This is a genomic window from Bacillus sp. SKDU12, from assembly GCF_010093085.1.
GTDB lineage: Bacteria > Bacillota > Bacilli > Bacillales > Bacillaceae > Bacillus > Bacillus mexicanus.
In genome coordinates, this window is the sequence record NZ_MSRC01000016.1 from 15,867 (window position 1) to 41,675 (window position 25,809).

Below are 25,809 nucleotides of genomic sequence, written 5' to 3' on the forward strand. Positions count from 1 at the left end.
AACAAGAAAGGATATGATCATGAAAGTTTTTGAAGCCAAAACACTGCTTTCCGAAGCAGATAAACGCGCCAAGGAATACAAAGAATTAAGAAGTCAGATGGTCAATCTCAAGAAAGCCTTTAAAGCTGTAGCTGATTTAGATGACAGTGAGTTTTCCGGCAAAGGCGCCGACAACATTAAAGCATTTTATCAAGACCACGCAGGTGTAGCTGTCAATTTGATTGACTTACTTGATAAGAGCGATGATTGAAACTTTTTAGGTCCCTTGGAATTCAAGGGACCTTTTTATTACTTCAAGTTTTGCTTTTGTAGCTGGTCCATAAATGTCGTCAGAATTTAACCATTCATCAGCTGGAACCGTCTTACTACATCAGCTGTTTTTGGTCCGTAATAGCTATCGATACCGAAGTTTTTGGCTTTCTTATCCGGATAGAAATGCATTGCCGACAGGGCTGTTTGGATCTGCTTGACGGCTTCGCTGTGCATTAATGGGCTTTTCATTTTGAAAATACCAGAAGGCAGATTAAAGGACAATTTCTTTTTACTTGAGCTTGGTTTTTTCACTGCCTGGGACGAAGTTGTTTTCTTGCTTGATGTTTTCAGCCAAACGCCGGTCATGCAAACAGACGAATCATATCTGATATTTACGACCATATTACCGAAAAACTTGAAAATGAGACAGCTCAATATTTTGATCAATTCAACCCTAATTTAAAGGTGAAAAGTAACTAAGTTACCACAAAATAAAAATTTTCTGTCCCAATTATTTTTTTAGGGTAATCCTTTCTGTTCCAGACAAACAAAAAAACCCTTATAGAATAAGGGTTTACAGGTATGGAGCCAAGGGGGCTCGAACCCCTGACCTCTACACTGCCAGTGTAGCGCTCTCCCAGCTGAGCTATGGCCCCGTATGTAATATCAAAATTTATTATAGAGGATTTTTTTTTGAAAAACAAGCTGTTTTCTCTTGATCTGACAGAAAAAATAAGGCTCCGGAAAGGGCCTTATTTTTCGACTTACATCATGATCAAAAGGATAATTACACCGAGAATGATTCGATAGATTGCAAATGGCACGAGTTTGATTTTGTTTATCAGTTTTAAGAAGAAACGGACGACAAACAGCGCGACAACAAAGGCACAAATAAAACCAATGATAAAAAACGGCATGAGATCTGAGCTTAAGCTGTCCCAATGCTTCACAAGGCTCAGAAAACTTGCTCCTATCATGATCGGCATCGCCATAATAAACGTAAAATCAGCTGCGGCGCGGTGATTTAAACCAAGAATAACACCTCCGGAAATGGTTGATCCGGAACGTGAGAAGCCAGGCCAAAGGGCAAGACATTGGAATAACCCTACCCCGATCGCCTGCCTATAGGAAATGCGGTCGAGAGTGTCTGTCGCTGCTTTCCGTTTATTTACCCAATCAGCAAAAAGCATGAAGACTGCCCCAGCGATTAAACCGAAGGCCACCGTTTTAACGGAAAATAAATATTCATCAATGTAACCCTCAAACAAAAAGCCGAGAACTGCTGCAGGCACGAGCCCGACAGCAATTTGCGAAATGCTTAATTTATGTCCCTGTTTCTGATCGTTTGTAATATTCTTTTTTAATCCGAGCAAATTCAAAATCCGATCTTTAAACACGATAACTACTGCTAAAATAGAGCCTAGCTGAATAACCACTTTGAATGTGTTAGCAGCTTCTCCTGACATCAGATTGCTTGATTTCAGCCAGATATCGTCTACTATGATCATATGTCCTGTCGAAGAAACCGGCGCGTACTCTGTTAATCCTTCTACGATTCCTAAAATGGCAGCTACAAACAATTCCCATAGAGTCATGATTTTGATTCTCCCCATTAGACATTTATTTTTTGCGATTCGGGAGCTTTCCATAATCGGCAAGCCTGTCTTATATAACTATAACCAAAAATCACACTTTATGACCTGTCACTTAGGCATTTTCATTTTTTTCTTCGTCGTATAAATGGGATCGCATTTTAAACCAGTCAAATAAATGTGTCGTAATGACTTTGGCAACTGCATAACCCGGAATGGCAAGAATGATGCCAACAACACCAAACAGCTTTCCTGCTGTTAACAGCAGAAAAATAATCGTAATTGGGTGGATGTGAAGGTTTTTTCCCATAATTTGCGGAGAGATCAGCTTTCCTTCAATCAGCTGCACAATCGTCCAAACGATCACCAGCTTAAGCAGCATGAACGGTGATGTCACTATAGCGATGATAATCGCTGGCGTAATGGCAATCGTCGGTCCTAAATACGGAACAATACTGGTACAAGCCGCAATGAAGGCAAGCAATGAAGCATAATCCAGTCCGATAATCAAATAACCGATAAACAGCAAAAAGCCGATACAGAAGCTGACGATAATCTGGCCTCTGATATAAGAGCTTAACCGATGATTCATTTCGCTTAAGACTGTATATGTCTGTTCTTTCAATTGAGTCGGCACGAACTTCAGTATGTAGACCGGCAATTTCTTTCCATCTTTTAATAAGTAGAAAAGAATAAACGGAACTGTGACGATTGAAATGATAATCTCCGTCAGAGCACCGATGAAATTCCCAACGCCGGTAAAGGTGCTGTTCACAATTGTCGCTGCCTGATCTGAAACCTTTGTTGCGAGATCAGAAATATTGATGTTCATCGTTTGCTGGGCCTGATTGACGAAATTGCTGCCAATCAGCTGTTTTGTCTGATTTTCTACGACATCCACATACCTTGGGATGTTGTCAATCAAACTCATAATTTGTTCTTTTAAGAAGGGGATGATGGACACAATCGTAATTGTGATCAACCCGATAACCAAGAGATATAACAGCAAAATAGAATAAATTCTTTTAATTCTTCTTCTCTCAAGGAAATCAACGATTGGATTTAACAAATAAAAAACAATGCCTGTTAAAATAATCGGCAGTGAGATCGTTTTGAGAAGAACTATTATCGGGATGAAAATAAATGATGTTTTTGTAAAAACGAGAATATTTAAACCAATCAGCAGCAGTACAAGCAAAAATAAAACAAACTTATTGTCCAAGAAGAATCGCTTGAATCTGCCGCTCCATGTTTGCAACGTCTCCACTATCGTTCCTCCGTTATCCATAGTTTAATTAAATTGTACACTATCGCCCCTATAATGAAAAATAATAACCGCTAATTGCTGGAAACCTCCCTTGCTTTCAATAGGAGATTGGTTTTCTCATGTGCTTTTCTCTTTTTTAAGCTATACTTTATCTATATCATGCAAAAGGAGTGATAAGAATGATACGTTTTGCCATAATAGGTACGAACTGGATTACAGACCGCTTCCTAGAGTCAGCAGCGGAGATCGAAGATTTTGAGCTGACAGCTGTTTATTCAAGATCGGCTGAACGCGCTGCCGATTTTGCTGCTAAACATAACGCTGAGCACACCTTCTCAGACCTCGAGGAAATGGCGGCAAGCGAGTGCTTTGATGCCGTCTACATAGCAAGTCCTAATGCCTTTCACAAGGAACAAGCCGTTCTTTTGATGAACCATGGCAAGCATGTGCTTTGCGAGAAACCTCTTGCTTCGAATACAAAAGAAACAGAAGAGATGATTTCAGCGGCTAAGGAAAACGGCGTTGTTCTCATGGAAGCGATGAAGACCACTTTCCTGCCAAATTTTAAAGAGCTGAAAAACCACATACATAAAATCGGCGCTGTCCGCAGATTTACCGCGAGCTACTGCCAGTATTCCTCACGGTATGACGCATTTAGAAATGGAACCATCTTAAATGCGTTTCAGCCTGAGCTGTCCAATGGGTCATTAATGGATATCGGCGTCTATTGTATTTATCCTGCTGTCGTGCTGTTTGGTGAGCCGCAGGATGTGAAAGCGAACGGATATGTTTTATCTTCAGGAGTGGATGGCGAAGGAACCGTCATTTTGTCTTACGATGGGTTCGAAGCTGTTCTCATGCATTCTAAAATCTCTACTTCCTATGCCCCGGCGGAAATTCAGGGTGAAGACGGAACAATTGTGATCGATACGATTCATCGTCCTGAACGAATGGAAATTCGCTATCGCGACGGCCGCTTGGAAAACATTTCGATTCACGATCCTAAGCCGGCGATGTTCTACGAAGCAGAAGAATTTGTCACACTCATAAAAGAGAACAAGAAGGAATCTGAAGAAAATACGTTTGAACGTTCATTCATCACCGCGAAAATCATGGAAGAAGCGAGAAAGCAAATGGGGATCGTGTATCCAGCTGATCAAGCCTAATAAAATCCGCCCGCGTGCGCCGCGGCGGATTTTTTATTAACTTTTTACCTGCACGCCCGATTGCTCACAGGGGGTATTCCAGATGTCCTGAATGGTACGCTTTAAATAAAAAAGAAAGCAGCAGGATATGCCGCTTTCTTTTTCTATGACAATTATTCAATGATGAATTTCTTAGTAACGTCCTGAAGTTCTTCCGCCATGTTTGCCAGCGTTTCAGCTGAAGAGCTGATTTCTTCCATTGAAGCTAGCTGTTCTTCTGCCGAAGCTGCGATATCTTGAATGCCAGCTGAGCTTTCTTTTGACACTTCAGAAATGTGTTCAACTGCATTTGATACTTCCTGTGATCCCGCTGACAGCTGTTCAACGGTTGCGTTCATGTTTTGCAATTCACCGGAAATTTGAGTGGTCATCTCATAGATTTTCTTAAAGCTTTCCGCAGTTTGGTCAGTAATCTGCAAGCCTTCCTTCACTTCATGATTCACAGATTGGAACATTGAAAGCGATGTGCTGATTTCTCTGACAATCTCTTGAATCAACCCTTCAATTTCCTTAGCAGAGTCTGCTGATTGTACGGCGAGTTTTCTGACCTCTTCTGCAACTACTGAGAAGCCTCTACCGTATTCCCCTGCTCTTGCTGCCTCAATCGCAGCGTTTAAGGCCAGCAGGTTGGTTTGATCTGCAATGCCGTTAATCACATTTAAAATGCTTGTAATGTCTTGAGATTTTGTTTCAAGTCCCTTCACAACAGCCTCTGCTTTTTGAACAGATTGGTCGATTGTTTTCATTTGACCGACTGTGTGTTCCACCAGTTTTTCCCCGCTGCCCGCTGCCTCAGAGGACTGGATTGATGACTTCGTAATGGTTGAAGAGGCCTGAGCCACTGTTGTAATCCCATGGTTCATTTGAGAAAGATGGTTTGAGCTTGTCTCCAGTTTCTCGCTTTGCGCCTCGTTGCCATTTGAGAATTGTTCAATAGCGAGCGTAATGTGCTCAGTCGCTTTACTCGTTTGGGCTGCGCTTGCCGTCAGCTCTTCAGAAGATGACGCCACATTTTCTACAGACGTTTGGATAACGCCAATGACTGAACGCAATGAGGCAGACATTTCGTTAAAGCTTTCGCCAAGCTGGCCAAGCTCGTTTTTCGAGTGGATGTCAACAACTTCTGTGAGATCTCCGTCGCTGATTTTTGCGGACGTTGAAACCAGTTTTCTTAACGGCTTAGTAATAGCACTAATGATAAAGAGAATAAGTATACCGCCAAGCACAATTGACACGCATAGAATGATAATTGCTGTATTCCATACCGGTCTTGACGCGTCTTCCAATTCACTAATAAAATATGTGCCCGCAATTTTCCAGCCTGTCAATTTATTTGTTGTGTAGGCCATTTTCTTTTCTTTGCCTTCAAACGTATATTCTAATGAGCCTTTTTCTTTGGAGTACACTTCGTTTGTCCAAGCGCCGGTACCTGTCGTTCCAGGCTTAATCGTCGGATGGGCAACGTATTTTTTGTTGCCTGTTGTAATAAATGCGAAGCCTTCTTTGCCGATTTTGATTCTTTGTGAAGCCGCAAGCACTTCATCAAGGTTTAAATCAATTGCTACAACTCCTGAACCGTCTTTTAGCTGTTCAGAAATCGTGATAACTGTTTTATTTGTTGTCACATCAGTGTACGGTTCTGAAAAAACAGCTGTTCCGCTTTTATTTGCTGCATCCTTAAACCAATCGCGCCCTGTCGGATCATAGTTTTTTGGATTATTCGTTTTTGGATACTGGGACAGTTTCTTATCGTTTGATGCAACGTAAATAGACGCTACATCGGCATTCAGCTCAGTATACTGCTTAAACTTCTCATCCAACAACGTTTTGTTTTTTCCTTGTAAATCAGCTTTATCGAGTGACTCGCTGTAATAATTAAGTGCTTTTACTTTATTATTCAATTTATTTTGCAGGGTGCTGTTTAGTTCTTCAACATTTCCCATTGCACTGTTCGTAAGTTCCCTATCCAGTGCGTTCCACGCTGAATGATAGCTGAAATATGCTAAAACACCGACCGGCAAAATAAGCACTGCCAGAAACGCAGCGATAAGCGGTTTGCTGATCGATGGCTTTTTAATCCACTTTATAAATTTTTCCATTTCCGCTGATTCCTCCTTTAAGCTAAATCTAATATCGTCACACTAGGATAAAAGTTTTAATAAAAAAACTAAAAAAAACACCTAAGTGTACAACACTTAGGTGTTTTGACTTACTTATTATTCGATTTTGAATCGTTTTGTCATATCGCGAAGCTCTTCCGCCATAGACGAAAGGGTTTCTGCTGACGAGCTGATTTCTTCCATAGAAGCAAGCTGCTCTTCGGCTGATGCTGCGATATCTTGTATATGAGCTGAGCTTTCTTTTGAAATTGATGCAATGTGCTCGGATGCTCCTGAAACTTCCTCGGAGCTTGCAGAAAGCTGCTGAACCGTCGCGCCCATGTTTTGCAATTCGTCAGCCATCTGGTCCGTCATTTCAGAAATTCGTTTAAAGCTCATTTCTGTTTTATCTGTGATGTCAAGGCCTGTCTGTACCTCTTGGTTGACAGACTGGAACATGCCAAGAGATGTATTGATTTCTTTCACAATTTCGATGATTAATCCTTCAATCTCTTTTGCCGAATCTGCTGACTGAACGGCCAGTTTTCTCACTTCTTCCGCTACAACGGAGAAGCCGCGGCCGTACTCGCCTGCGCGAGCTGCTTCAATCGCCGCGTTTAAGGCCAGCAGGTTCGTTTGGTCTGCGATACCGTTAATCACACGCAAAATGTTTGTAATGTCTTTCGACTTCGTTTCCAATCCGCGTACGACATGCTCTGCTTCTTTAACAGACTTGTCAATAACGTTCATTTGGCCCACGGTTTGATTAACAAGCTTGCCGCCCTCACTTGCAATTTCTGTAGATTGAACAGATGAATCTGTGATGACTTCAGACGCTTGCGCCATATTCGTCAATCCGTCATTCATTTGATAGATGTGCTCTACAGCAGTTTCAATGTTTTCGTTTTGTTTTTCATTATTGTTAGAGAATTGTTCAATTGCCAATGTAATGTGCTCAGTTGCCTTGCTTGTTTGTCCAGCTGATGCGGTCAGCTCCTCAGAGGAAGCCGCGACATTGTCTACCGAATCCTGAATCGCGTGTATGAGAGAACGAAGTGACGACGCCATATTATTAAAACTATTGCCGAGTTCGCCCAGTTCATCTTTTGAACGGATCTCAATGGTTTCTGTCAAATCTCCCTCGCTGATCCGCTTAGAAGAACCGACTAGCTGTTTCAGCGGCAGTGTAATGGAACGAATGATGAATGTCACGACGATGATTCCAATAATAATGGCAGCTGCCAGCACAATTAAAGCGAGATGCAGGACAGGCTGCGCAGCATCGTGTATTTCATCCAATGACATCGTTCCGGCAATTTTCCACCCTGTTAACTTGTTTGTGGCAAAGGCCATTTTTTTACTTTCGCCATCTAAATCGTATTGAAAATCACCTTCATCCGTATTTAGCATCTGATCGACTGCGCCTTTTAATTCAGTTCCTGAGGCTTTCTCAGGATGGCTGACAACTTTTTTGTCCTTCGTCATGATAAAAGCATAGCCTTGTTTGCCGATGTTTACTTTTTTCGTGATGTTCAGCAGGTTTTCAATCGTCATGTTGATGGCGATAACGCCTGAGCCATCTTTTGTCTGCTGGGCGATTGTCACAACCATTGTATTGGTAGACGCGGTTTTATACGGGTCTGTCACCACAATTTCCCCTTTATTCGCAACCGCTTTTGTGTACCAGTCACGTTCAACCGGATTATAATCGCTCGGCATTTGAAGATCAGGATAACGGGTGAAGCGCCCGTTTTGGTCACTTGTATAAATGGATTCTACATCTTTATTAATGCTGATATATTGTGAGAATTTTTCTTTAATGCCCGCATTGCTTTTTGCATTGTATTTTTCTTTTGTCAGCCATTCACTGAAGTAAGCGGCGCCCTCTTCTTTTTCACCAATGCTCGTATTAATAATTTCGTTTAATTGCTTTACATTTCCTGATGCGCTCCCCATCATTTGTTTGTCGAGAGAGCTGCTTGCCGATTGATACGCAATGGCCGCCAATACGACAACCGGTATGATAAGGATCGCCAGAAAGGAAACGAGAAGCTTCCGTGAAATAGATCTTTGTTTTATGAGCTGGAGTATTTTTTTCATCATTCATTTCCCCTTTTTTATGCTACTTTTCATATCGGCACGATATAGGTAAATGTATACACCAAAAAAAGAAAAATGAATAGAAATGACTAATTACTCACAAAAATGTAGTTATTTAGACCTATTAAGCATCCACTTTAAATCGTTTTGTCAAATCACGGAGTTCTTCAGACATTCTTTCAAGCATCTGTGCTGATGAGCTGATCTCCTCCATTGACGCCAGCTGTTCCTCTGCAGAAGCGGCGATATCCTGGATGCCGTCCGAACTTTCTTTAGAAATGGCAGTAATATCGTTTGAAGCAGCAGAAATTTCTTGAGCACCCGCTGAGAGCTCCTCAACCGTTGCATTCATGTTTTGCAAAGTTGACGCAATTTCTTTAGTCATGTGCGAAATATCTTTGAAGCTTTGTTGTGTTTCATCCGTCATGACAAGCCCTGTTTCAACTTCTTTATTTACAGACTGGAGCACGTTCAATGATGTATGAATTTCTTTCACAATATCGCTTATCAGTGATTCAATTTCTTTTGCCGAGTCAGCTGACTGTACCGCAAGTTTCCTCACTTCCTCAGCGACGACCGAGAAGCCCCGTCCGTATTCCCCGGCTCTTGCGGCTTCAATAGCGGCGTTTAAAGCTAAAAGATTGGTTTGATCCGCAATGCCGTTAATGACTCGTAAAATATTGGCGATATCCTTTGATTTGATTTCCAGCCCTTTCACCACTAGCTCCGCTTCTTTCACAGAGTGGTCAATCGTATTCATTTGGCCGGCTGTTTTCTGGACGAGTGTCTCACCCTTGTTTGATAGTTCAGTTGAGTCTGCGGATGTTTCTGTAATCACCACGGCAGCCTGCGCCAGTTCAGCCAATCCATCGTTCATTTCATTGATTTGTTCGGTTGTCGTTTCAATTTTGCCGCTCTGGCTTTCAGTGCCGTTTGAAAATTGCTCAATGGCAGTCGTTATATGCTCCGTGGCTCTGCTTGTCTGGTCTGCGGATGCAGTCAGCTCTTCGGATGATGAAGCAACGTGTTCTACTGAGTCTTTAATGCCGTGAATGAGTGAGCGAAGCGATTGGGCCATATGATTAAAGCTCTGGCTCAGAACACCTAGTTCATCTTTTGAGTTGATTTCAATCGTTTCGGTTAAATCGCCTTCACTGATTTTTTCAGCTGACGCGACAATGCGTGTTAATGGCTTTGTAATCGATCGAATCACAAAATAAATGGCTGTAATTCCACCTGCGATGGCAATCGCCAAAACGATTGAAGCCATTGTCAGAACTCTGCTCGCGGCATCGTGAATCTCGTCCGCATACAGTGTGCCGCTGATTTTCCAGCCTGTTGCTTCACTTGTGGCAAATGCCATTTTCTTCTTTTTGCCTTCGTACGTGTATTCAAAATCGCCGCTTTTATTTTTGTAGAGCTTATCAACCCAGTCCCCTTTTAGCTCTGTTCCCGCTTTTTCACCAGAGAAAGCGATGACTTTCTTGTTTTGGCTTAAGATAAAAGCATAGCCTTCTTTTCCAATATTGATTTTTTTCGCTGTTGTGACCAAGTCGTCAATTTTCATATCAACGGCAACAACGCCTGATCCATCAACCGTCTGCCGGGCGAGGGTGACGACCATTTTCCCTGAAGAAACCGATTCATAGGGTTCAGTAATAATTGTTTTACCTTTATTGGCCATTGCTTCTTTGTACCAATCTCGTTCCAAAGGATTAAAGTCACCACTCGGCATTTCCGAGTATGGAAAATATGTGAGTGCCCCGTCTTTGCTGCTGGAAAACACCGCAGCAACATTATCATTCATTTGGATAAATTGTTTAAATTCCTTTTTCATCTCTGTTTTCTGTTTATCCTTAAATTTATCTGCTGTGGCCCAATCACTGAAAAATACGAGGCTTTTTTCAGTGGTGCTGATTTTATCATCAATGATACGGTCTAATATTTGAACGTTTTCCTTTGCGCTTTGCGTCATCTGAATATCTAGAGAAGCAACTGCTGATTGATAAGCGCTTACCGAAAGGACGGCAATCGGAATAAGTAAGATTAGCAGAAAAGAAATTATTAGTCTCCTTGCAATTGATGGTCTGCGAATCGTAGTAAGTGTTTTTTTCATTTCTTTTTGAACCTTCTTTCAATCATTTACAAATTATATCGGAGGAAATTCCTTTATATTACATTGAAAATGAAGGAAAAAATGAAAAATGGTTCTAAATTCACCTTAAAAAACAGGACTTTATTATTATTTTCAACGTAAAAAAACAGCGCTTTAAGAAGCGCTGTTTCTGTTTTATTCGATTTTAAACTGTTTTGTCAGATCACGAAGCTCTTCTGCCATCTGCTCGAGAGTGGTCGCTGATGAACTGATTTCTTCCATCGAGGCAAGCTGCTCTTCAGCTGATGCAGCAATGTCTTGGATGCTTGCCGCGCTTTCTCTCGACACATCAGCTATGCCGCTGACTGCTGATGAAACATGCTGTGAACGGTCTGACAGCTGTTCGACAGTGGCATTCATCGTCTGCAATTTGCCCGCGATTTCGTTTGTCATGCTGAAAATACTTTGGAAGCTTTCTTTTGTATGATCTGTGACTACAAGCCCTGACTGTACTTCCTGGTTGACTGCTTTAAACATATGAAGAGAAGTTTCAATTTCTGCTACGATTTCTTGAATGAGCTTTTCAATTTCTTTTGCTGAATCAGCAGATTGAACAGCCAAGTTGCGCACTTCTTCCGCTACCACAGAGAAGCCGCGGCCTGATTCTCCGGCTCGCGCCGCTTCAATCGCTGCATTTAACGCCAGCAAGTTTGTTTGGTCAGCAATTCCGTTGATGACTCTCAAAATGCTTGTAATGTCTTTCGATTTTCCTTCCAAGCCTTTGACTACAGCTTCAGCTTGCTGAACGGATTGATTAATCGAGTTCATTTGTCCGACTGTCTCCTGGACAAACTTTTCACCCGTTCCGGCGATTTCCGTTGAATGGATAGACGCCTTTGTAATATCTGATGATGTTTGTGAAACTTGCTGAAGCCCTTCATTCATTAAGTTCAGCTGATGAGAGCTGGAATCAACCTTTTCGCTCTGCTCCTCGTTCCCGTTTGAGAACTGCTCAATCGCCATCGTGATGTGCTCAGTAGCTTTGCTTGTCTGTCCGGCAGATGCGGTAAGCTGTTCGGATGAGGCAGCCACATTGTTCACCGAGTCCTGAATCGTGCTGATCAGGGTGCGGAGAGATTGTCCCATTTCATTGAAGCTTTCCCCTAACTCTCCAAGCTCATCCTTCGAACGAATATCGATCGTTTCAGTCAGGTCCCCCCTGCTGATTGTTTTCGATGAGTGAACGAGACGTTTTAACGGTTTTGTAATGGAGCGAACGATAAATAGAATTAATACTCCGCCTACCGCAATCGAAGCAATCAGCACAATGATCCCTGTTATTAACACAGACTTTGAAGCATCTTTGATTTCACTCGTATACATTGTGCCGGCTATTTTCCATCCCGTCAGTTCATTTGTTGTATATGTCATCTTTTTATTTTGGTTATCTGAAGATGTGTATTGGAGTTCACCGCTATCATCGGCATACATTTTGGCAACCCAGTCGCCTGACAGCTTTTCTCCAGCTTTATGGCTCTTGTGGGCAACATAGGTTTTGTTTTTCGTTGCAATGAAAGCATAGCCTTCTTTTCCGACCTTGATTTGTTTCATCTGTTCCAACAATTTATCAATGGTAATATCCATGGCGACAACGCCAGATCCGTCCTTCATCTGCTGGGCAATGGTAATGACCGTGCTTCCGTCACTTGCTGCAACGTAAGGATCTGTCACTATAATCTCACCGCCGGCCTTGACCGCATCTTGATACCAAGGGCGCTGTCTTGGATCGTATCCGTCCGGCAATTGTTCTTTCGGCGCTTGTACATAGGCGCCGTTTTCTGAACCTCCGTATATTCTGGCTACTCCTTGATTGATCGAGACATATTGTGAAAACTTGGTCTTGAGCTCTTCTTGGTTAGACTTCCCTTTAAACACAGAGCTTTTAAGAGATTCACTGAAAAAAGTGACCGCTTTTGCTTTTGCTCCCAAATCATTTGTAACGGTTGTATTAAATGAATCGACACTGTTTTTCGCACTTCCCATTATTTCTTGTTCCAGCTTTCCGCTGGCGCTTCGGTAAGAACTAATTTCTAATATAATAATAGGGATGATGAGGATCGCAATAAAAGCGACGATTAATTTCCTTGAAATAGACGGTTTTTTCAGCCAATTGATAAAAGTCTTCATGTCCAGTTTCTCCTTAGGGTTTGATACAGTATATATCGGCTTCTTAAAGTAGTTTTAAAATGGAAAAATGGAACAAGTTCTTTTTCTTTCGGCCGTCATCTGTCTTTTTAACTTTCATTGCCCAAGCCCTCTGCATATCTTATAAAAAACAAGGGGGGCTAAAGATGATTATTATATCCGGACAATTGCTCCGTCCCCAAGATGTTGAAAACTGGCAGATTGATAAAAATTTGAATCCGCTGTTAAAAGAGATGATGGAGACACCCGTTCAGTTTGATTATCATTCAATTGCTGAACTGATGTTTGAGCTGAACCTGCGGATGAATATCGTTACAGCGGCAAAGAAGCTGCACAAAAGCGGAGCGAAGTTTGCTACTTTTATGAAAACATATGGGAATACAACTTATTGGAGGGTTTCACCGGAAGGCGCCTTGGAGCTGAAATATAAAATGCCGCCATCAAAAGCGATTCGGGACATTGCAGAAAACGGTCCGTTTTATGCGTTTGAATGTGCGACTGCAATCGTTATCATTTATTACTTAGCCTTAATTGATACAATCGGGGAAGATCAATTCAATGCCAGCTTTGAAAGAATCATATTATATGACTGGCATTATGAGAAATTGCCGATATATACAGAAACAGGACAGCACTTTTTCCTTGGAGATTGTTTGTATTTTAAGAATCCTGACTTTGATCCGCAAAAAGCACAGTGGAGAGGCGAAAATGTTATTTTACTCGGAGAAAATCAATATTTTGCCCATGGTCTCGGGATCTTAAGCGGACAGCAAATTATCGATAGGCTGAATTCTTTTAGAAGAAACGGAGCCGTACAAAAAGCTTATCTTCTGCCCCAGGCGACCAGACTGGATGTTCCGTCTCTTTACCGAATCGTCCGCTAAAAACCCCATCGCCTATTGTTGAGATGATGGGGTTTCAAACGCTTTTCGTTTTCGATAAAAAGGGGCTGTGCCAAAATACTGGTTTGCAGCCCATTCCATTTTTTCAAGGTCATTTCTTGTCACGATTGGATCCAGGCTGCTCCATTTAATAAAGCGGATAAAATAGTAGCCTTTTATAGGAGCCATTGTAACTTTTGAGTGAGGCCAGCCTTCAAATACAAACTCAATCTTCCCTCTTTTTTTATAAGAATATTGAAGAATGTTCATCATCTGTCACCTCTTTTTTTCAAGTTACGTTCGGCAAAGCTCTGCCAACAGCGTCTTCACATCAATAGGTCCGTTCAGCATTCCGACAGATTGTCCCGCCCACAGGGACATGCGGCCGGAATCTTTTTCTTTGGCAGCGTGCTTTCTCATCGGTTTTGTCAGCGTGTTTTGCAATGGATATGGAAGCGCGTTCACCTCCTCAGCCTGCTGCTCTTTCATCCATTGATTAACTATACCCCTCGCAGGCTTTCCTGAAAACAATGCAGTAAGGCGTGTGTCTGTTCCTTTTGCCTGTTTTAATTCATGTCTGTATGTTTCAGAGGCTTCACATTCCTCACACAGGAGAAAAGGTGTTCCGACCTGCACGCCTTGGGCCCCAAGACAATGAGCGGCTTGAACGCCGCGCCGGTCGGCAATTCCGCCAGCCGCGATCACCGGAACGGAAACAGCATCTGCTGCTTGGGGAATGAGCGACATGAGGCCAAGCGCGGATTCTCCGCTGACCGGGAGAAAAGATCCGCGGTGGCCGCCCGCTTCGCTTCCTTGCAGGACGATTATGTCCATCCCGCGTTCTTCAAGCAGGACGGCTTCCTGCGGAGTTGTAGCTGTCCCGATAAGAGAGCAGCCATTTTGCTTTAATGCTTGAATGCTTTCATCCGGCGGAATGCCAAACGTAAATGAACAGGCTTTTACATTGTGTTTAAGAATGATGTTCATTTTTTTATGGAAGTCCTCCCACTCTTCTTCCTCCGAAGAAAATGGCGGAGCCTGTTCGGCGAATGGAATTTTGCTTTTCCACCTTTGAACGCTGTCCTCCTCCGGTTCCTTTCTGCTTTCCGGAACAAACACATTCACCTGAAATACTCGATCAGTCAGCTGCGGCATCTCACTGATTTGCTTTTCAAGCATGTCCGGATTGAGATATCCCGATGCCAGACTTCCAAGCGCGCCTTCATTTGACACAGCGGCTGCCAGGCCAGGCGTGACAAGCCCGCCGGCCATCGGCGCCTGAATAACAGGTTTCGTCAGTGATAATGTTTTCATCCATTTCGTCATGAAAAACCTCCTGCTATTCCATGATTTTGATATAGCATGTCCGAGTGCGCGGGCCGTCAAATTCGCAGAAATAAATGCCCTGCCACGTTCCAAGAATGAGCCGGCCGTTATCAATGATGACATGCTGTGAAGCTCCCACTGTACTCGACTTCATATGCGCAGCTGTATTGCCCTCCATATGGCGGTCAAGCTCGTGTTCCCACGGATACACTTCATCAAACCTTCTAAGCATATCTTTTTTGACGTCGGGATCGGCGTTTTCATTAATGGTAATCCCCGCAGTTGTATGCGGACAGTAAATCAGCGCCGCACCGCTTGTTACACCTGTTTCTTGAAGAAAGGCCTCCACTTCGCTCGTGATTTCAATCATTTCATCTCGTTTGTTCGTGTTGATTTGAAGTGTTTTCAGCATTTGTTTCTCCTTTCATTTGTCTGCTCTATTTGCTATTTCGTTCTGTGTTCTTTTTTTCCTGTTAAACCGCTCTCATAAACCTGAAAAAAATCAAAAACTCCAGTCTCTGGCTGGAGTTTAGTGCCATACATATACTCTTGCTTCATACGGCTGTAACAGTGCTGATGTCATATGCTGATGCTGGTCTGTTTCAACATTTGACAATACAAGTGCGTCTGATGACAACGGTATTCCGGCGTGTTTGAAAAAGGCGGGCATTCCTGTCAGGTTGGCCGCAATCAGTGCAGTATGGCTCTCGCCTTTCCGAAGATAGGCAAAGATTTGCTGATCCTCAGGTAAGATGAGCTCATATGTCCCGTAGATAAACACATCATATGTTTGACGCAGCTTGATCAAACTTTTGTAATAATGGCGGACAGATGTTCGGTCGTTTGTTTGCGCCTCAGCATTCAGCCATTTGTAATTCTCATTGATCCCGATCCACGGTTTGGCTTCAGAAAACCCGGCGTATGGATCAGCATTCCATTGCATTGGCGTTCGGGAATTGTCCCTCCCTTTTTTCCAGATAATCTTCATTACATCCTCGTGCGAAGCGCCTTTCGCCGTTTCTCTTTCATACATCCGTTTCATGGCGACATCATCATAGTCCTCAATAGACGGAAACGCCACGTTTGTCATGCCGAGCTCCTGTCCTTGATAAATAAACGGTGTGCCTTTCATGAGGAAATAGACAGCAGCAAGCGCTTTTGCACTTTCCTTCATGTATACTTCGTCATCTCCCCACACAGAAACTGAACGAGGCTGGTCGTGATTTTCCATAAACAAAGCATTCCAGCCGATTCCCTCAAGACTGTCCTGCCAGTCAGTTAACACTCGTTTAAAGGAAACGATATCAATGTTTTCATTGACCTCTACATCCCACAGGCCGAGATGTTCAAATTGAAAAATCATGCTGAAAATGCCGTTTTTTTCTCCAGCCCAATCTGCCGCCTCCTTTGCAGTGACACCGTTTGCTTCACCGACTGTCATAATCGGATAGCGGGAAAATGTATTTTCTTTCAGCTCTGTCAGCAAATCCATTATGCCGTCAATATTCATATGATAGAGAAAGGAAGGAACATAGTTCAGCCCTTTTGGATTAGGCATATCGGGAAGCCCTTCTTTTTTCTTAATATGAGTAATCGCATCCACTCGAAAACCGTCAATTCCTTTATCAAGCCACCAATTGATCATGTCATAGATGGCATTTCTCACTTTTTTATTTTCCCAATTCAAATCAGGCTGTTTTTGATCAAAAAGATGAAGATAGTATTGGTTTGTCTTTTGATCGCACTTCCATGCCGGCCCGCCGAAAATGCTTTCCCAATTGTTCGGCGCGTTTCCGTTTTTGCCATCCTGCCAAATATACCAGTCGCGTTTGTCGGAGTGGATAGATGAACGGGATTCGATGAACCATGGATGCTCGTCGCTTGTATGGTTTACGACAAGGTCCATAATCAGCTTCATGCCCAGCTCATGAATGTCATCAAGCAGCTGGTCAAAGTCCGCCATGGTTCCGAAATCGCTCAATATGTTTTCGTAATCCCTAATGTCATAGCCGTTATCCGCGTTGGGTGAATCGTATATAGGGCATATCCAGATAACATCAGCGCCCAGCTCTTTTATGTAATCAAGCTTGGATCTTATGCCTTGAATATCCCCGATTCCGTCGCCATTTGAATCTTTAAAGCTGCGCGGGTAAATTTGGTAGACAACCGATTCCTTCCACCAAGCCTTTTTCATACAGCTACTCCCTCCTCAGTGTCAGTGTGCGGTCTGTATATCTTATGTAGAAAAAAGGCGTAACAGCATTGCTTTTTTTGAAAAACCAGAAGACGTCAAAAAACAGCCGTTCAAAATGCCGGCTGTTTTTTATAAAAAGTCGGTTTTTTTTATTTCTATAAAACGAATGTGATGATCTTCGGCGTCGAGGATTTTAAATTCACAGCCCTCCGCGTATATCACATCTCCTGCTTCCAGCTCCATTTTTTGCGTTAGAAGCCAGCCTGCAATTGTATCAATTTCTTCGTTTTCAATGGCAATATCGAGCAGATCGTTTACCTCATCAATAAGCGCTTTTCCATCCATAACATAATGGTGCTCGCCTTTTTTCAAAATATGCGGCGTTTCATCCTGGTCGTATTCATCGCGGATTTCCCCGACGATTTCTTCAATAATATCTTCAACAGTGACAAGTCCTGCCGTTCCCCCGTACTCATCTACGAGAATGGCCATGTGAATCCGTTCTTTCTGCATGCGGATCAAAAGCTGCTGAACAGGAATGCTTTCAATGACCCTGATGACAGGCCTCATGATCTGCTCCAAATTAATTGACTGTCCGAGAAAATAAGCTTTAAACATATCCTTGCTGTTGATGATCCCTAAAATATGATCCTTGTCTTCTTTAATGACAGGATAACGTGTATACCGTTCATTAATGATATGATGGATCGCTTCTTCCAGCGACTGCTCCAGAGAGATGATCGCCATTTCTGTCCGCGGAATCATAATCTCTCTTGCTACCCGGTTATCGAATTCAAAAATCTTATTCACATAGCGGAATTCAGACTGATTAATTTCTCCCTTTTCATAGCTTTCTGAAAGAATCAGCCTCAGTTCCTCTTCACTGATGACGACCTCGTGCTCCTTTACTGAATGAAAGCCAAACAATTTGACAAGAAAACTTGCAGAGCCGTTCAATGCCTTAATAAATGGATACGTAATTTTATAAAACCAAATCAGCGGCTTTGCGATCCACAAACTGACAGCTTCAGCCTTTTGGATCGAAACAGTTTTTGGGGCAAGCTCACCCATCACCACATGCAAAAAAGTGACGATGATAAATGCAACTATAAATGTGACAATGTGGTTAAACGGTTCCGGAATGCCTGTCATTGTAAATAAAGGATGAAGAATGCGTTCAAATGTCGGTTCACCCAGCCATCCAAGGCCGAGAGCAGTAATTGTAATCCCAAGCTGGCATGCTGATAAATATTCGTCAAGATTAGAGATGACTTTATGTGCGGCAAGCGCCCGGCTGTCACCGCTTTCGATGAGCTGATTGATTTTTGAACCTCTGATTTTGACGATCGCAAATTCTGCTGCAACAAAAACAGCCGTAATGCCAATCAAAACAAAAATGGCGATCAATTGTAATATAAGCAAAAAAAGCCCTTACCATAAATGGTAAGGGGCCACCTCCTCAACGTTAATTCTCATTACGACCGTTTAAGAAGATCATCACAAAGCGCAGAAGCTCAAACAGGGAAACCAGGGCGGCGGCCACATACGTTAAGGCGGCTGCGCTCAGCACTTTATTTACCCCATTTTCTTCATTGTTCCGGATGAATCCTTCTGACACAATAATCTGCTTCGCTCTTGAACTTGCATTGAATTCAACAGGCAATGTAATCAGCTGGAAAAAGACAGCGGCTGAAAACAGGATGATGCCGAGCCCAATCAAATTCAGGCTGCCGAGAAGCATGCCTCCTAGGAAAAGCAAGGGAGCTACACCGGATGCAAAATTCACGACTGGGAAGATTTTATGTCTCAGCACAAGCGCACCATATGATTCCTGATGCTGCAAAGCATGTCCGACTTCATGGGAAGCTACGGATATGGCGGAGATCGAGCGGCCGTAATAGACCGGCTCAGATAAACGCACCACCCGTGTTGTCGGGTCGTAATGGTCTGTTAAAGTGCCTCTTACCGGTTCGACCGGCACGTCGTAAAGACCGTTTATATCTAAAATCCGTCTTGCCGTTTCTGCCCCTGTACGTCCGCTTGAGGCTTCCACTTTTGAATATTTTTCAAAGTTGCTCTTCACTTTAAATTGTGCCCAAAACGACAATCCCAATGCGGCTATTGTTAAAAATATAAACAGCATTTTTCATCATCCTTTTCCATGATCATATCTTTGTTTATTACGATTATTTTAATGAGTTTTCTTTCTCGTGTACAGAAATGCGCTTCTTCCGGCTCGGAGCACACATTCCACCCAGCAGAAAAAGCAATCCTGCTAAAAATAGATAAAAGGAAAAGCTGCCAGTCAGCCCTTTCAAAAAACGAAGCCAGGAAAAGCTGCCGGAAAAGTGATTATATGAATTCAAATCGAAAATAAACAAAATGACCGCGGATGCCGCCAGCTGCGTACCGATCAAAACCACGATCGTCCTTTGCATGATCGTCATTTTTTTCATCCTTTTTGTTTTAGTCTATGGAGAATTCCGTTTTATATGATTTGTGTATTATTTGAAAAACATCATCGGAAGTGGGACATACTGTTAGAAAAAAGCACAGGTGTGATGGAAGCCATGAAAGTGACGAGTGAGGAAAAGGAACAGCTAAGCACCGCAATCGACCGGATGAATGAAGGCCTGGACACGTTTATCCAGCTTTATAATGAATCGGAAATCGATGAACCGCTTATCCAGCTTGATGATGATACCGCTGATTTAATGAAGCAGGCCCGAGATATGTACGGCCAGGAAAAGCTAAACGAGAAATTAAATACAATTATTAAACAGATTTTATCGATCTCATTATCTGAAGAAGGAGAAAAAGAATGAAATCAAATCGGATATTTATTTCATGGCTCAGGTGGCCGTTATTTATCCGAATCGGAGTTATTATTTTATTTCTGATTCTTTTGTTTGGCCAAATCATTTATATACTTGAGCCAAAACAGTTTACTTCAGTATTTGAGGGCATTTGGTGGGCTATCGTCACAGTTTCGACTGTCGGCTATGGTGATTATGTGCCGCACACGCCGCTGGGACAGGCGGCCGGAATCCTGCTGATTTTGAGCGGAGCAAGCTTTGTCACCGCTTATTTCGCCACATTATCAGCGGCAGTATTCAGCAGACAGCATCGCTACATCGAAGGAAAGGTCGCTTATAAAGGGCGCGGCCACATTATTATCATTGGGTGGAATGAAAAAACAAACCGGCTGCTGAATGACCTGCAGTTTACGGCCCCTTCCAAAACAGTTGTACTAATCGATGAATCGCTAAAAGAAGGCCCGCTGATCGAAAACGTCCATTTCATACGAGGGCATGCTGCCGATGATGAGACACTGAAACGGGCCAATATTACTGAAGCGGAAGCAGTGATGATAACAGCCGATCAGTATAAAAGTGAAGCTGAGGCAGATATGCTGTCAGTGCTGATTCTTTTATCAGTAAAAGGGCTTAACCCTCTTGCTTACTGCATCGTCGAGATTTTGACTGACCGGTTTGTCACTAATGCGGAACGGGCAGGCGCTAATCATATCATCGGAACTTCGGAATTGATCAGCCGGGCGATGCTGCAGCATTACCAAGTCAAATTACGGCCGTCTAAGCAAAATGGGATCAATCTGACACTTGACGAACGCGTGAAGCTTCTTTCTGTTCCTGACAATCTAAGAGGAGCGGCTTACAAAACATGTGTCCTCTATTTCCTTGATCAAAACATAACAATTATCGGCATACTAAAAGAGGAAGGGCCAATGTTTCCCCCCCCTCCTTCATACATGGTGCTCAAAACAGACCAATTCCTAGCGATCTAATGCAGCAGAACATCCTCCAATTCTTTCATCAGAGCAGCGCCGATATCTAAGTACGCCGGATCAATTTCCGCGTCTCGCCTTTCCGGTTCGGAAAATTGATTAAACAGTGATTGAAACGGCCCTCCCTTGGCATCATCGTCAAGACCTGTCTGAAACACTTGTCTCAGCATAAATGGCGTTCCGATTCGGACGGCTGCTCCGCGTTCATCAAGACTTCCCTGTACCGCATGGACCGGAACCCTTACAAACAAATAGCCATTTGTGTCATCAATTTTATAATCAAAGTAGCCGTGATCATATTCCCAGCCGCCGTTTATCACATAACCGAGCGGCTTCATTACTTGTTCCAATTCTTGAAACAGAAAAGTCTGCCCATCTATTGCGGAAGGTATTGTAATCATAAACATGCCCCTTTTTCACTTATCCTGTCCTGTCGACCAAGACTTCATTCAGAGGCGAACTACATGGAAATCGTTGTTTCTTTCGTACGACCGACAAAAAAGAAAGCGCATTCAATTAGAAAGTAAACAGCCATTGCCGCTGCAAGCCCTGCAACTGATTCCCCTGAAAGATAAACAACAGCGGCATAGAGTCCTAATTTAGTGAAAAGAGTATGCGATCGTTTTAAATGCAAAATTCGGTGAACCGCATCAGTAAAAAGCGCAAGCGGCAAACCAATAAGGAGGAAGGCGTGGATAAAAAAGGTTGACTGTGTGCCGCTAAAGGTTGAGAAAGGCTCTGTGGACACGGCATCGAAGGAGATAAGGATACTTAGAACAGCTGCTGAAAAACCGGCAATCACGAGTTGTTTAACCAATTGTTTCATAAACCATCAGCACCTCTCTGATTTTATAAAAAGCCGACTGGCACAAGCCAGTCAGCTTTCTCACATTAATCTTCCAGACGTTTTTCAAGCTCTGCTTTTTTCTCTTCAAAACCAGGTTTGCCAAGCAAGGCGAACATATTGACTTTATACGCTTCTACTCCAGGCTGGTCAAATGGATTGACGCCAAGGAGATAGCCGCTCATCGCGCAGGCTTTTTCGAAGAAGTATACAAGGTATCCAAAAGTATATGCATTCAGCTCAGGAATGTTAACGATTAAATTCGGAACATTTCCGTCTGTATGGGCAAGCATCGTACCTTGGAATGCTTTTTTGTTAACGAAATCGACCGTTTTTCCAGCTAAATAGTTTAAGCCGTCCAGGTCATTATCGGCTTCTTCGATTGTCAGTTCATGTTTAGGTTTCTCTACGTTCAGCACTGTTTCAAATAAGTCTCTGCGGCCTTCTTGTACATACTGGCCTAATGAATGAAGGTCTGTTGAATAGTTAGCTGAAGAAGGATAAATGCCCTTCTCATCTTTTCCTTCACTTTCTCCAAACAGCTGCTTCCACCATTCTGCAAAGTATTGAAGCGCCGGTTCATAGTTGATGAGCATTTCGATTGTTTTGCCTTTATTATAAAGCGCATTGCGAACAACCGCATATTGGTATGCAGGGTTTTCTTCCAATTCAGATGTTGCAAAATCCTTGCTCGCATCCAGCGCGCCTTTCATCATGTCGTCAATATTGACGCCGCTGACAGCAATCGGCAAGAGGCCAACAGCTGTTAACACAGAATAACGGCCGCCTACATCGTCAGGGATAACAAAGGATTCGAAGCCTTCTTCTTTAGACAGCGTTTTTAATGCGCCGCGTTCTTTATCAGTTGTCGCATAAATTCGCGTTTTTGCTTCTTCTTTTCCATATTTCTCTTCAAGAAGCTTACGGAAAATACGGAAAGCAATTGCAGGTTCAGTTGTCGTACCTGATTTAGAAATCACATTAATAGAGAAGTCCACATTTTCAAGAAGATCCATAACATCTTTCATGTAAGATGAACTGATGTTGTTTCCGATGAAAATAACTTGCGGATTGCCGCGCTTTGCTTTTGGCAAAGTGTTGTAAAACGCGTGGTTAAGTGCTTCAATTGCAGCCCGCGCACCGAGGTAAGAGCCGCCAATACCGACGACAAGCAATACATCAGAATCAGATTTGATTTTTTCTGCGCTATTTTTAATCCGCGCAAATTCTTCTTTATCATAATGTTCAGGGAGGTCCACCCAGCCTAGAAAATCGCTGCCCGCGCCTGTTTTTTCATGAATATTATGGTGTGCTGTTTTTACGAAGTCTCGCAAATATGTAAGTTCATGTTCGTTGAAGAAAGTCAATGCTTTTGAGTAGTCAAAGCGTACATGCGTCATTGCTTGTCCCTCCATAACGGTATAATGTTTTCTCTTTCACTTTATATGAACTTATCTGTTAAATCAAGTGAAGAAGAAAGGGCGGAATGACTGGATTCCGCCCTAAAGAATTATAGAGACGCGCGAAGGATGGCAAGCACGTCATCTTTGTTCAGTTTTTGAAAATTACCGAAACCGCCGTGTTCCATTTCTTTGGCTGCGATATCCGCAATCAGCTCAAGCTTTTCTTCTCCGATATCGTAATCGGCAAGACGAGAAGGCGCGCCAAGACTTGTCCAGAATGCAGACAGCTTGTCGATGCCTTCAAGCACGATTTCTTTATCTGTTTTGCCTTCAGTATCGATGTCAAACATGTTGAGCATGAGATTTTTAAAACGGCCGACATTTGTATCAAGCGTGTATCTCATCCAGTTCGGGAAGAGAATCGCCAGTCCGCCCGCATGCGGAATATCGTATACAGCTGAAATAGCATGCTCCATTGTATGTGATGCCCAGTCGCCAAAGTAACCCATTTGCAGGGTGCCGTTTAGAGCAATAGTGCCTGCATACAAAATAGTTTCGCGAAGCTCATAGTTTTCCAGATCTTCAAGAAGCTTAGGAGCTGTTTCGATGACTGTCTGCAGAACCGCAAAGCACATTCTGTCTTGAAGCGGCGTATTTTTGACATTATGGAAGTATTGCTCAAATACGTGGCTCATCATATCAACCATGCCGTACACAGTTTGATTTTCTGGGACAGTGAATGTATTTTCAGGATCTAAAATAGAGAAACGCGGATGTGTCACATTGCTGCCCCATACATATTTCTCGTTTGTTTCCCAATTTGTAATCACGGAATCAGGGTTCATTTCAGAGCCTGTCGCCGCAAGGGTTAAAACAGTGCCAAATGGCAGCGCATCCTTTGCTGTTACTTTTTTGCTGAAGATATCCCAAGCGTCGCCATCGTACTTGACACCCGCTGCAATCGCTTTTGTACAATCAATGACACTTCCGCCGCCGACAGCAAGCAGAAAATCAATGTGATGCTCTCTGCATAGGTCTATGCCTTTTTCAACTGTCGCCAGACGCGGATTCGGCTCTACACCTGACAGCTCATGAACAAGAGCGCCTTCTTCTTTTAAAATACTTGTGACTTGATCATAGAGGCCGTTGCGTTTAATGCTTCCGCCTCCGTAGACGAGCAGTACATTTTTGCCGTATTGGTTTACTTCTTTTCTTAATTGTTCAATCTGGCCTTTGCCGAAGATTAGCTTCGTTGGGTTATAATAAGTGAAATTTTCCATTGTAAAACCTCCAAATGGTGCTGATAAAAAAATAGACGTTCCATTGTAACATAGAAAAAGGGAAGCAGCCAAATGGCTATTTCCCCTTTTTTATTATAGAGATGCTTTTAAAATGGCAAGCACATCTTCCTTGTTAAGTGATTTAAATTGGCCGAAGGCACCGTTAGCCATGGCCTTGTCGGCAATTGTATCAAGCTGCTCATCATTAATATCGTAATCAGCAAGACGTGAAGGCGCGCCAAGGCTTGTCCAGAACGCAGACAGCTTATCGATTCCTTCAAGTGCGATTTCTTCGTCTGTTTTACCTGCTTCTTCAACACCAAACACGCGAACTGCAAGCTGTTTCATGCGGGCAGGATTTTCAGACAATGTGTGTCTCATCCAGTTCGGGAACAAGATCGCCAGTCCGCCGGCATGCGGAATATCATAAACAGCCGATACTGCATGTTCAATATTATGAGTTGCCCAATCGCCTCTTGCACCCATAGAAAGCATGCCGTTTAGTGCGATTGTTCCTGTGTATAGGATCGTCTCACGCAATTCGTAATTTTCAAGATCATTGATCAGCTTAGGCGCTGTTTCAATGACTGTGCGCAGAAGTGATTCACACATACGGTCCTGATACGGCGTGTTTGAGACATGATGGAAGTATTGTTCGAAGACGTGGCTCATCATGTCAACCATACCGTAGATCGTATGATTTTTAGGAACAGTGAACGTATTCACTGGATCAAGAATCGAGAATTTAGGGAATACGAGCGGGCTGCCCCAGCCGTATTTTTCTTTTGTTTCCCAGTTTGTAATCACCGAGCCTGAGTTCATTTCAGAACCAGTCGCTGCGAGAGTTAATACGGTTCCGAATGGCAGAGCATCCTTCGGCTGATGTTTTTTCGTCACGATATCCCACGCATCACCATCATACTTCGCTCCAGCGGCAATCGCTTTTGTACAGTCGATGACACTTCCGCCTCCGACAGCAAGCAAGAAATCAATGTTGTGTTCTTTACAGATGGCAACACCCTTATTAACAGTCGCCACACGCGGATTTGGTTCTACACCTGCTAATTCATGCACGGTCACTCCGGCCTTATTCAGCTGTTCAATCACTTGATCATACAGGCCGCTGCGCTTAATGCTTCCGCCTCCGTAGATCAGCAATACGTTTTTTCCGTAAGATTTGAGTTCCTCCGGCAGTCTTTCCACTTCTCCGCGCCCGAAAATTAATTTGGTCGGATTCCAGTATGTAAAGTTTTGCATGACA

Annotated in this window: 22 protein-coding genes, 1 tRNA gene and 3 pseudogenes; 5 read left to right on the forward strand and 21 right to left on the reverse strand. The window is 43.0% G+C overall.

The window, feature by feature from the left end:
- Positions 1–19: 19 nt before the first annotated feature.
- Positions 20–235, forward strand: a pseudogene (locus tag BTW01_RS12785) (T7SS effector LXG polymorphic toxin); the annotation flags it as partial.
- 21 nt (positions 236–256) lie between these two features.
- On the opposite strand, the pseudogene BTW01_RS12790 reads toward BTW01_RS12785, so the two are convergent.
- The 4 genes and pseudogenes from BTW01_RS12790 to BTW01_RS12805 form a co-directional block, all read right to left on the reverse strand.
- A pseudogene (locus BTW01_RS12790) lies at positions 257–600 on the reverse strand (peptidoglycan-binding domain-containing protein); the annotation flags it as partial.
- Between the two features lie 235 nt (positions 601–835).
- Positions 836–908, reverse strand: a tRNA-Ala gene (locus tag BTW01_RS12795).
- Between the two features lie 108 nt (positions 909–1,016).
- Positions 1,017–1,847: an undecaprenyl-diphosphate phosphatase gene (locus tag BTW01_RS12800; protein WP_162103344.1), complete on the reverse strand. Its 831-nt coding sequence runs from the start codon at positions 1,845–1,847 to the stop codon at positions 1,017–1,019.
- Between the two features lie 112 nt (positions 1,848–1,959).
- Positions 1,960–3,111 carry an AI-2E family transporter gene (locus BTW01_RS12805; RefSeq protein WP_162103345.1) on the reverse strand — a complete coding sequence of 384 codons (1,152 nt, stop codon included), beginning with the start codon at positions 3,109–3,111 and terminating at the stop codon, positions 1,960–1,962.
- Between the two features lie 179 nt (positions 3,112–3,290).
- Between BTW01_RS12805 and BTW01_RS12810 the strand changes: the two genes are divergently transcribed.
- The gene (locus BTW01_RS12810) at positions 3,291–4,277 is read left to right on the forward strand and encodes a Gfo/Idh/MocA family protein (RefSeq protein ID WP_162103346.1); all 987 of its coding nucleotides are present in this window, start codon (positions 3,291–3,293) and stop codon (positions 4,275–4,277) included.
- Between the two features lie 152 nt (positions 4,278–4,429).
- On the opposite strand, the gene BTW01_RS12815 is transcribed toward BTW01_RS12810, so the two are convergent.
- From BTW01_RS12815 to BTW01_RS12830, 5 genes and pseudogenes are all read right to left on the reverse strand, one after another.
- A complete protein-coding gene (locus BTW01_RS12815) occupies positions 4,430–6,415 on the reverse strand; it encodes a methyl-accepting chemotaxis protein (protein WP_162103347.1) in 1,986 nt (661 codons plus the stop codon).
- 117 nt (positions 6,416–6,532) lie between these two features.
- Positions 6,533–7,483, reverse strand: a complete 951-nt coding sequence (locus BTW01_RS18735) for a methyl-accepting chemotaxis protein (RefSeq protein WP_419724073.1) — start codon at positions 7,481–7,483, stop codon at positions 6,533–6,535.
- A pseudogene (locus BTW01_RS18740) lies at positions 7,478–8,518 on the reverse strand (cache domain-containing protein); the annotation flags it as partial. The pseudogene BTW01_RS18740 and the gene BTW01_RS18735, both read right to left, overlap by 6 nt.
- 121 nt (positions 8,519–8,639) lie before the next feature.
- Positions 8,640–10,631, reverse strand: a complete 1,992-nt coding sequence (locus BTW01_RS12825; protein ID WP_162103349.1) for a methyl-accepting chemotaxis protein — start codon at positions 10,629–10,631, stop codon at positions 8,640–8,642.
- Between the two features lie 174 nt (positions 10,632–10,805).
- The gene (locus BTW01_RS12830) at positions 10,806–12,797 is read right to left on the reverse strand and encodes a HAMP domain-containing methyl-accepting chemotaxis protein (RefSeq protein WP_162103350.1); all 1,992 of its coding nucleotides are present in this window, start codon (positions 12,795–12,797) and stop codon (positions 10,806–10,808) included.
- Positions 12,798–12,961: 164 nt separating this feature from the next.
- Here BTW01_RS12830 and BTW01_RS12835 point away from each other — a divergent pair, with 164 nt between their 5' ends.
- Entirely contained in the window at positions 12,962–13,699 is a 738-nt protein-coding gene (locus BTW01_RS12835) for a protein-glutamine gamma-glutamyltransferase (RefSeq protein WP_162103351.1), read from the forward strand.
- Between the two features lie 12 nt (positions 13,700–13,711).
- On the opposite strand, the gene BTW01_RS12840 is transcribed toward BTW01_RS12835, so the two are convergent.
- The 7 genes from BTW01_RS12840 to BTW01_RS12870 all read right to left on the reverse strand — a co-directional run bounded on the left by BTW01_RS12840 (position 13,712) and on the right by BTW01_RS12870 (position 19,663).
- Complete coding sequence (locus BTW01_RS12840) at positions 13,712–13,966, reverse strand: hypothetical protein (protein ID WP_162103352.1); 255 nt, start codon at positions 13,964–13,966, stop codon at positions 13,712–13,714.
- A gap of 24 nt (positions 13,967–13,990) precedes the next feature.
- Complete coding sequence (locus tag BTW01_RS12845; protein WP_162103353.1) at positions 13,991–15,022, reverse strand: nitronate monooxygenase; 1,032 nt, start codon at positions 15,020–15,022, stop codon at positions 13,991–13,993.
- A gap of 13 nt (positions 15,023–15,035) precedes the next feature.
- A complete protein-coding gene (locus tag BTW01_RS12850) occupies positions 15,036–15,434 on the reverse strand; it encodes a secondary thiamine-phosphate synthase enzyme YjbQ (protein WP_162103354.1) in 399 nt (132 codons plus the stop codon).
- A 117-nt stretch (positions 15,435–15,551) separates the two neighbouring features.
- Positions 15,552–17,216 (reverse strand): glycoside hydrolase family 13 protein, encoded by a 1,665-nt coding sequence (locus BTW01_RS12855; RefSeq protein WP_162103355.1) that lies wholly within the window; start codon positions 17,214–17,216, stop codon positions 15,552–15,554.
- A 129-nt stretch (positions 17,217–17,345) separates the two neighbouring features.
- A complete protein-coding gene (locus tag BTW01_RS12860; RefSeq protein WP_162103356.1) occupies positions 17,346–18,638 on the reverse strand; it encodes a hemolysin family protein in 1,293 nt (430 codons plus the stop codon).
- A gap of 43 nt (positions 18,639–18,681) precedes the next feature.
- Positions 18,682–19,359: a zinc metallopeptidase gene (locus tag BTW01_RS12865; protein ID WP_162103357.1), complete on the reverse strand. Its 678-nt coding sequence runs from the start codon at positions 19,357–19,359 to the stop codon at positions 18,682–18,684.
- Positions 19,360–19,402: 43 nt separating this feature from the next.
- Complete coding sequence (locus tag BTW01_RS12870; protein WP_162103358.1) at positions 19,403–19,663, reverse strand: hypothetical protein; 261 nt, start codon at positions 19,661–19,663, stop codon at positions 19,403–19,405.
- Positions 19,664–19,708: 45 nt separating this feature from the next.
- Here BTW01_RS12870 and mstX point away from each other — a divergent pair, with 45 nt between their 5' ends.
- Both mstX and BTW01_RS12880 read left to right on the forward strand, forming a co-directional pair.
- Positions 19,709–20,041, forward strand: coding sequence for a biofilm formation protein MstX (mstX, locus tag BTW01_RS12875; protein WP_162103359.1), 333 nt, complete (start codon positions 19,709–19,711; stop codon positions 20,039–20,041).
- Positions 20,038–21,021 carry a potassium channel family protein gene (locus BTW01_RS12880; protein WP_162103360.1) on the forward strand — a complete coding sequence of 328 codons (984 nt, stop codon included), beginning with the start codon at positions 20,038–20,040 and terminating at the stop codon, positions 21,019–21,021. The genes mstX and BTW01_RS12880 overlap by 4 nt, the downstream gene beginning before the upstream one ends.
- Here BTW01_RS12880 and BTW01_RS12885 read toward each other — a convergent pair.
- From BTW01_RS12885 to BTW01_RS12905, 5 genes are all read right to left on the reverse strand, one after another.
- Positions 21,018–21,422 carry a YugN-like family protein gene (locus tag BTW01_RS12885; RefSeq protein WP_162103361.1) on the reverse strand — a complete coding sequence of 135 codons (405 nt, stop codon included), beginning with the start codon at positions 21,420–21,422 and terminating at the stop codon, positions 21,018–21,020. The two genes, BTW01_RS12880 and BTW01_RS12885, sit on opposite strands and share 4 nt — an antisense overlap.
- Before the next feature lie 59 nt (positions 21,423–21,481).
- On the reverse strand, positions 21,482–21,847 hold the full coding sequence (locus BTW01_RS12890; RefSeq protein WP_162103362.1) for a hypothetical protein: 366 nt from the start codon (positions 21,845–21,847) through the stop codon (positions 21,482–21,484).
- A gap of 65 nt (positions 21,848–21,912) precedes the next feature.
- Positions 21,913–23,265 carry a glucose-6-phosphate isomerase gene (locus BTW01_RS12895; RefSeq protein ID WP_162103363.1) on the reverse strand — a complete coding sequence of 451 codons (1,353 nt, stop codon included), beginning with the start codon at positions 23,263–23,265 and terminating at the stop codon, positions 21,913–21,915.
- A 110-nt stretch (positions 23,266–23,375) separates the two neighbouring features.
- The gene (locus tag BTW01_RS12900; RefSeq protein WP_162103364.1) at positions 23,376–24,548 is read right to left on the reverse strand and encodes an iron-containing alcohol dehydrogenase; all 1,173 of its coding nucleotides are present in this window, start codon (positions 24,546–24,548) and stop codon (positions 23,376–23,378) included.
- Positions 24,549–24,641: 93 nt separating this feature from the next.
- Complete coding sequence (locus BTW01_RS12905) at positions 24,642–25,805, reverse strand: iron-containing alcohol dehydrogenase (RefSeq protein ID WP_162103365.1); 1,164 nt, start codon at positions 25,803–25,805, stop codon at positions 24,642–24,644.
- Between the last annotated feature and the right edge of the window lie 4 nt (positions 25,806–25,809).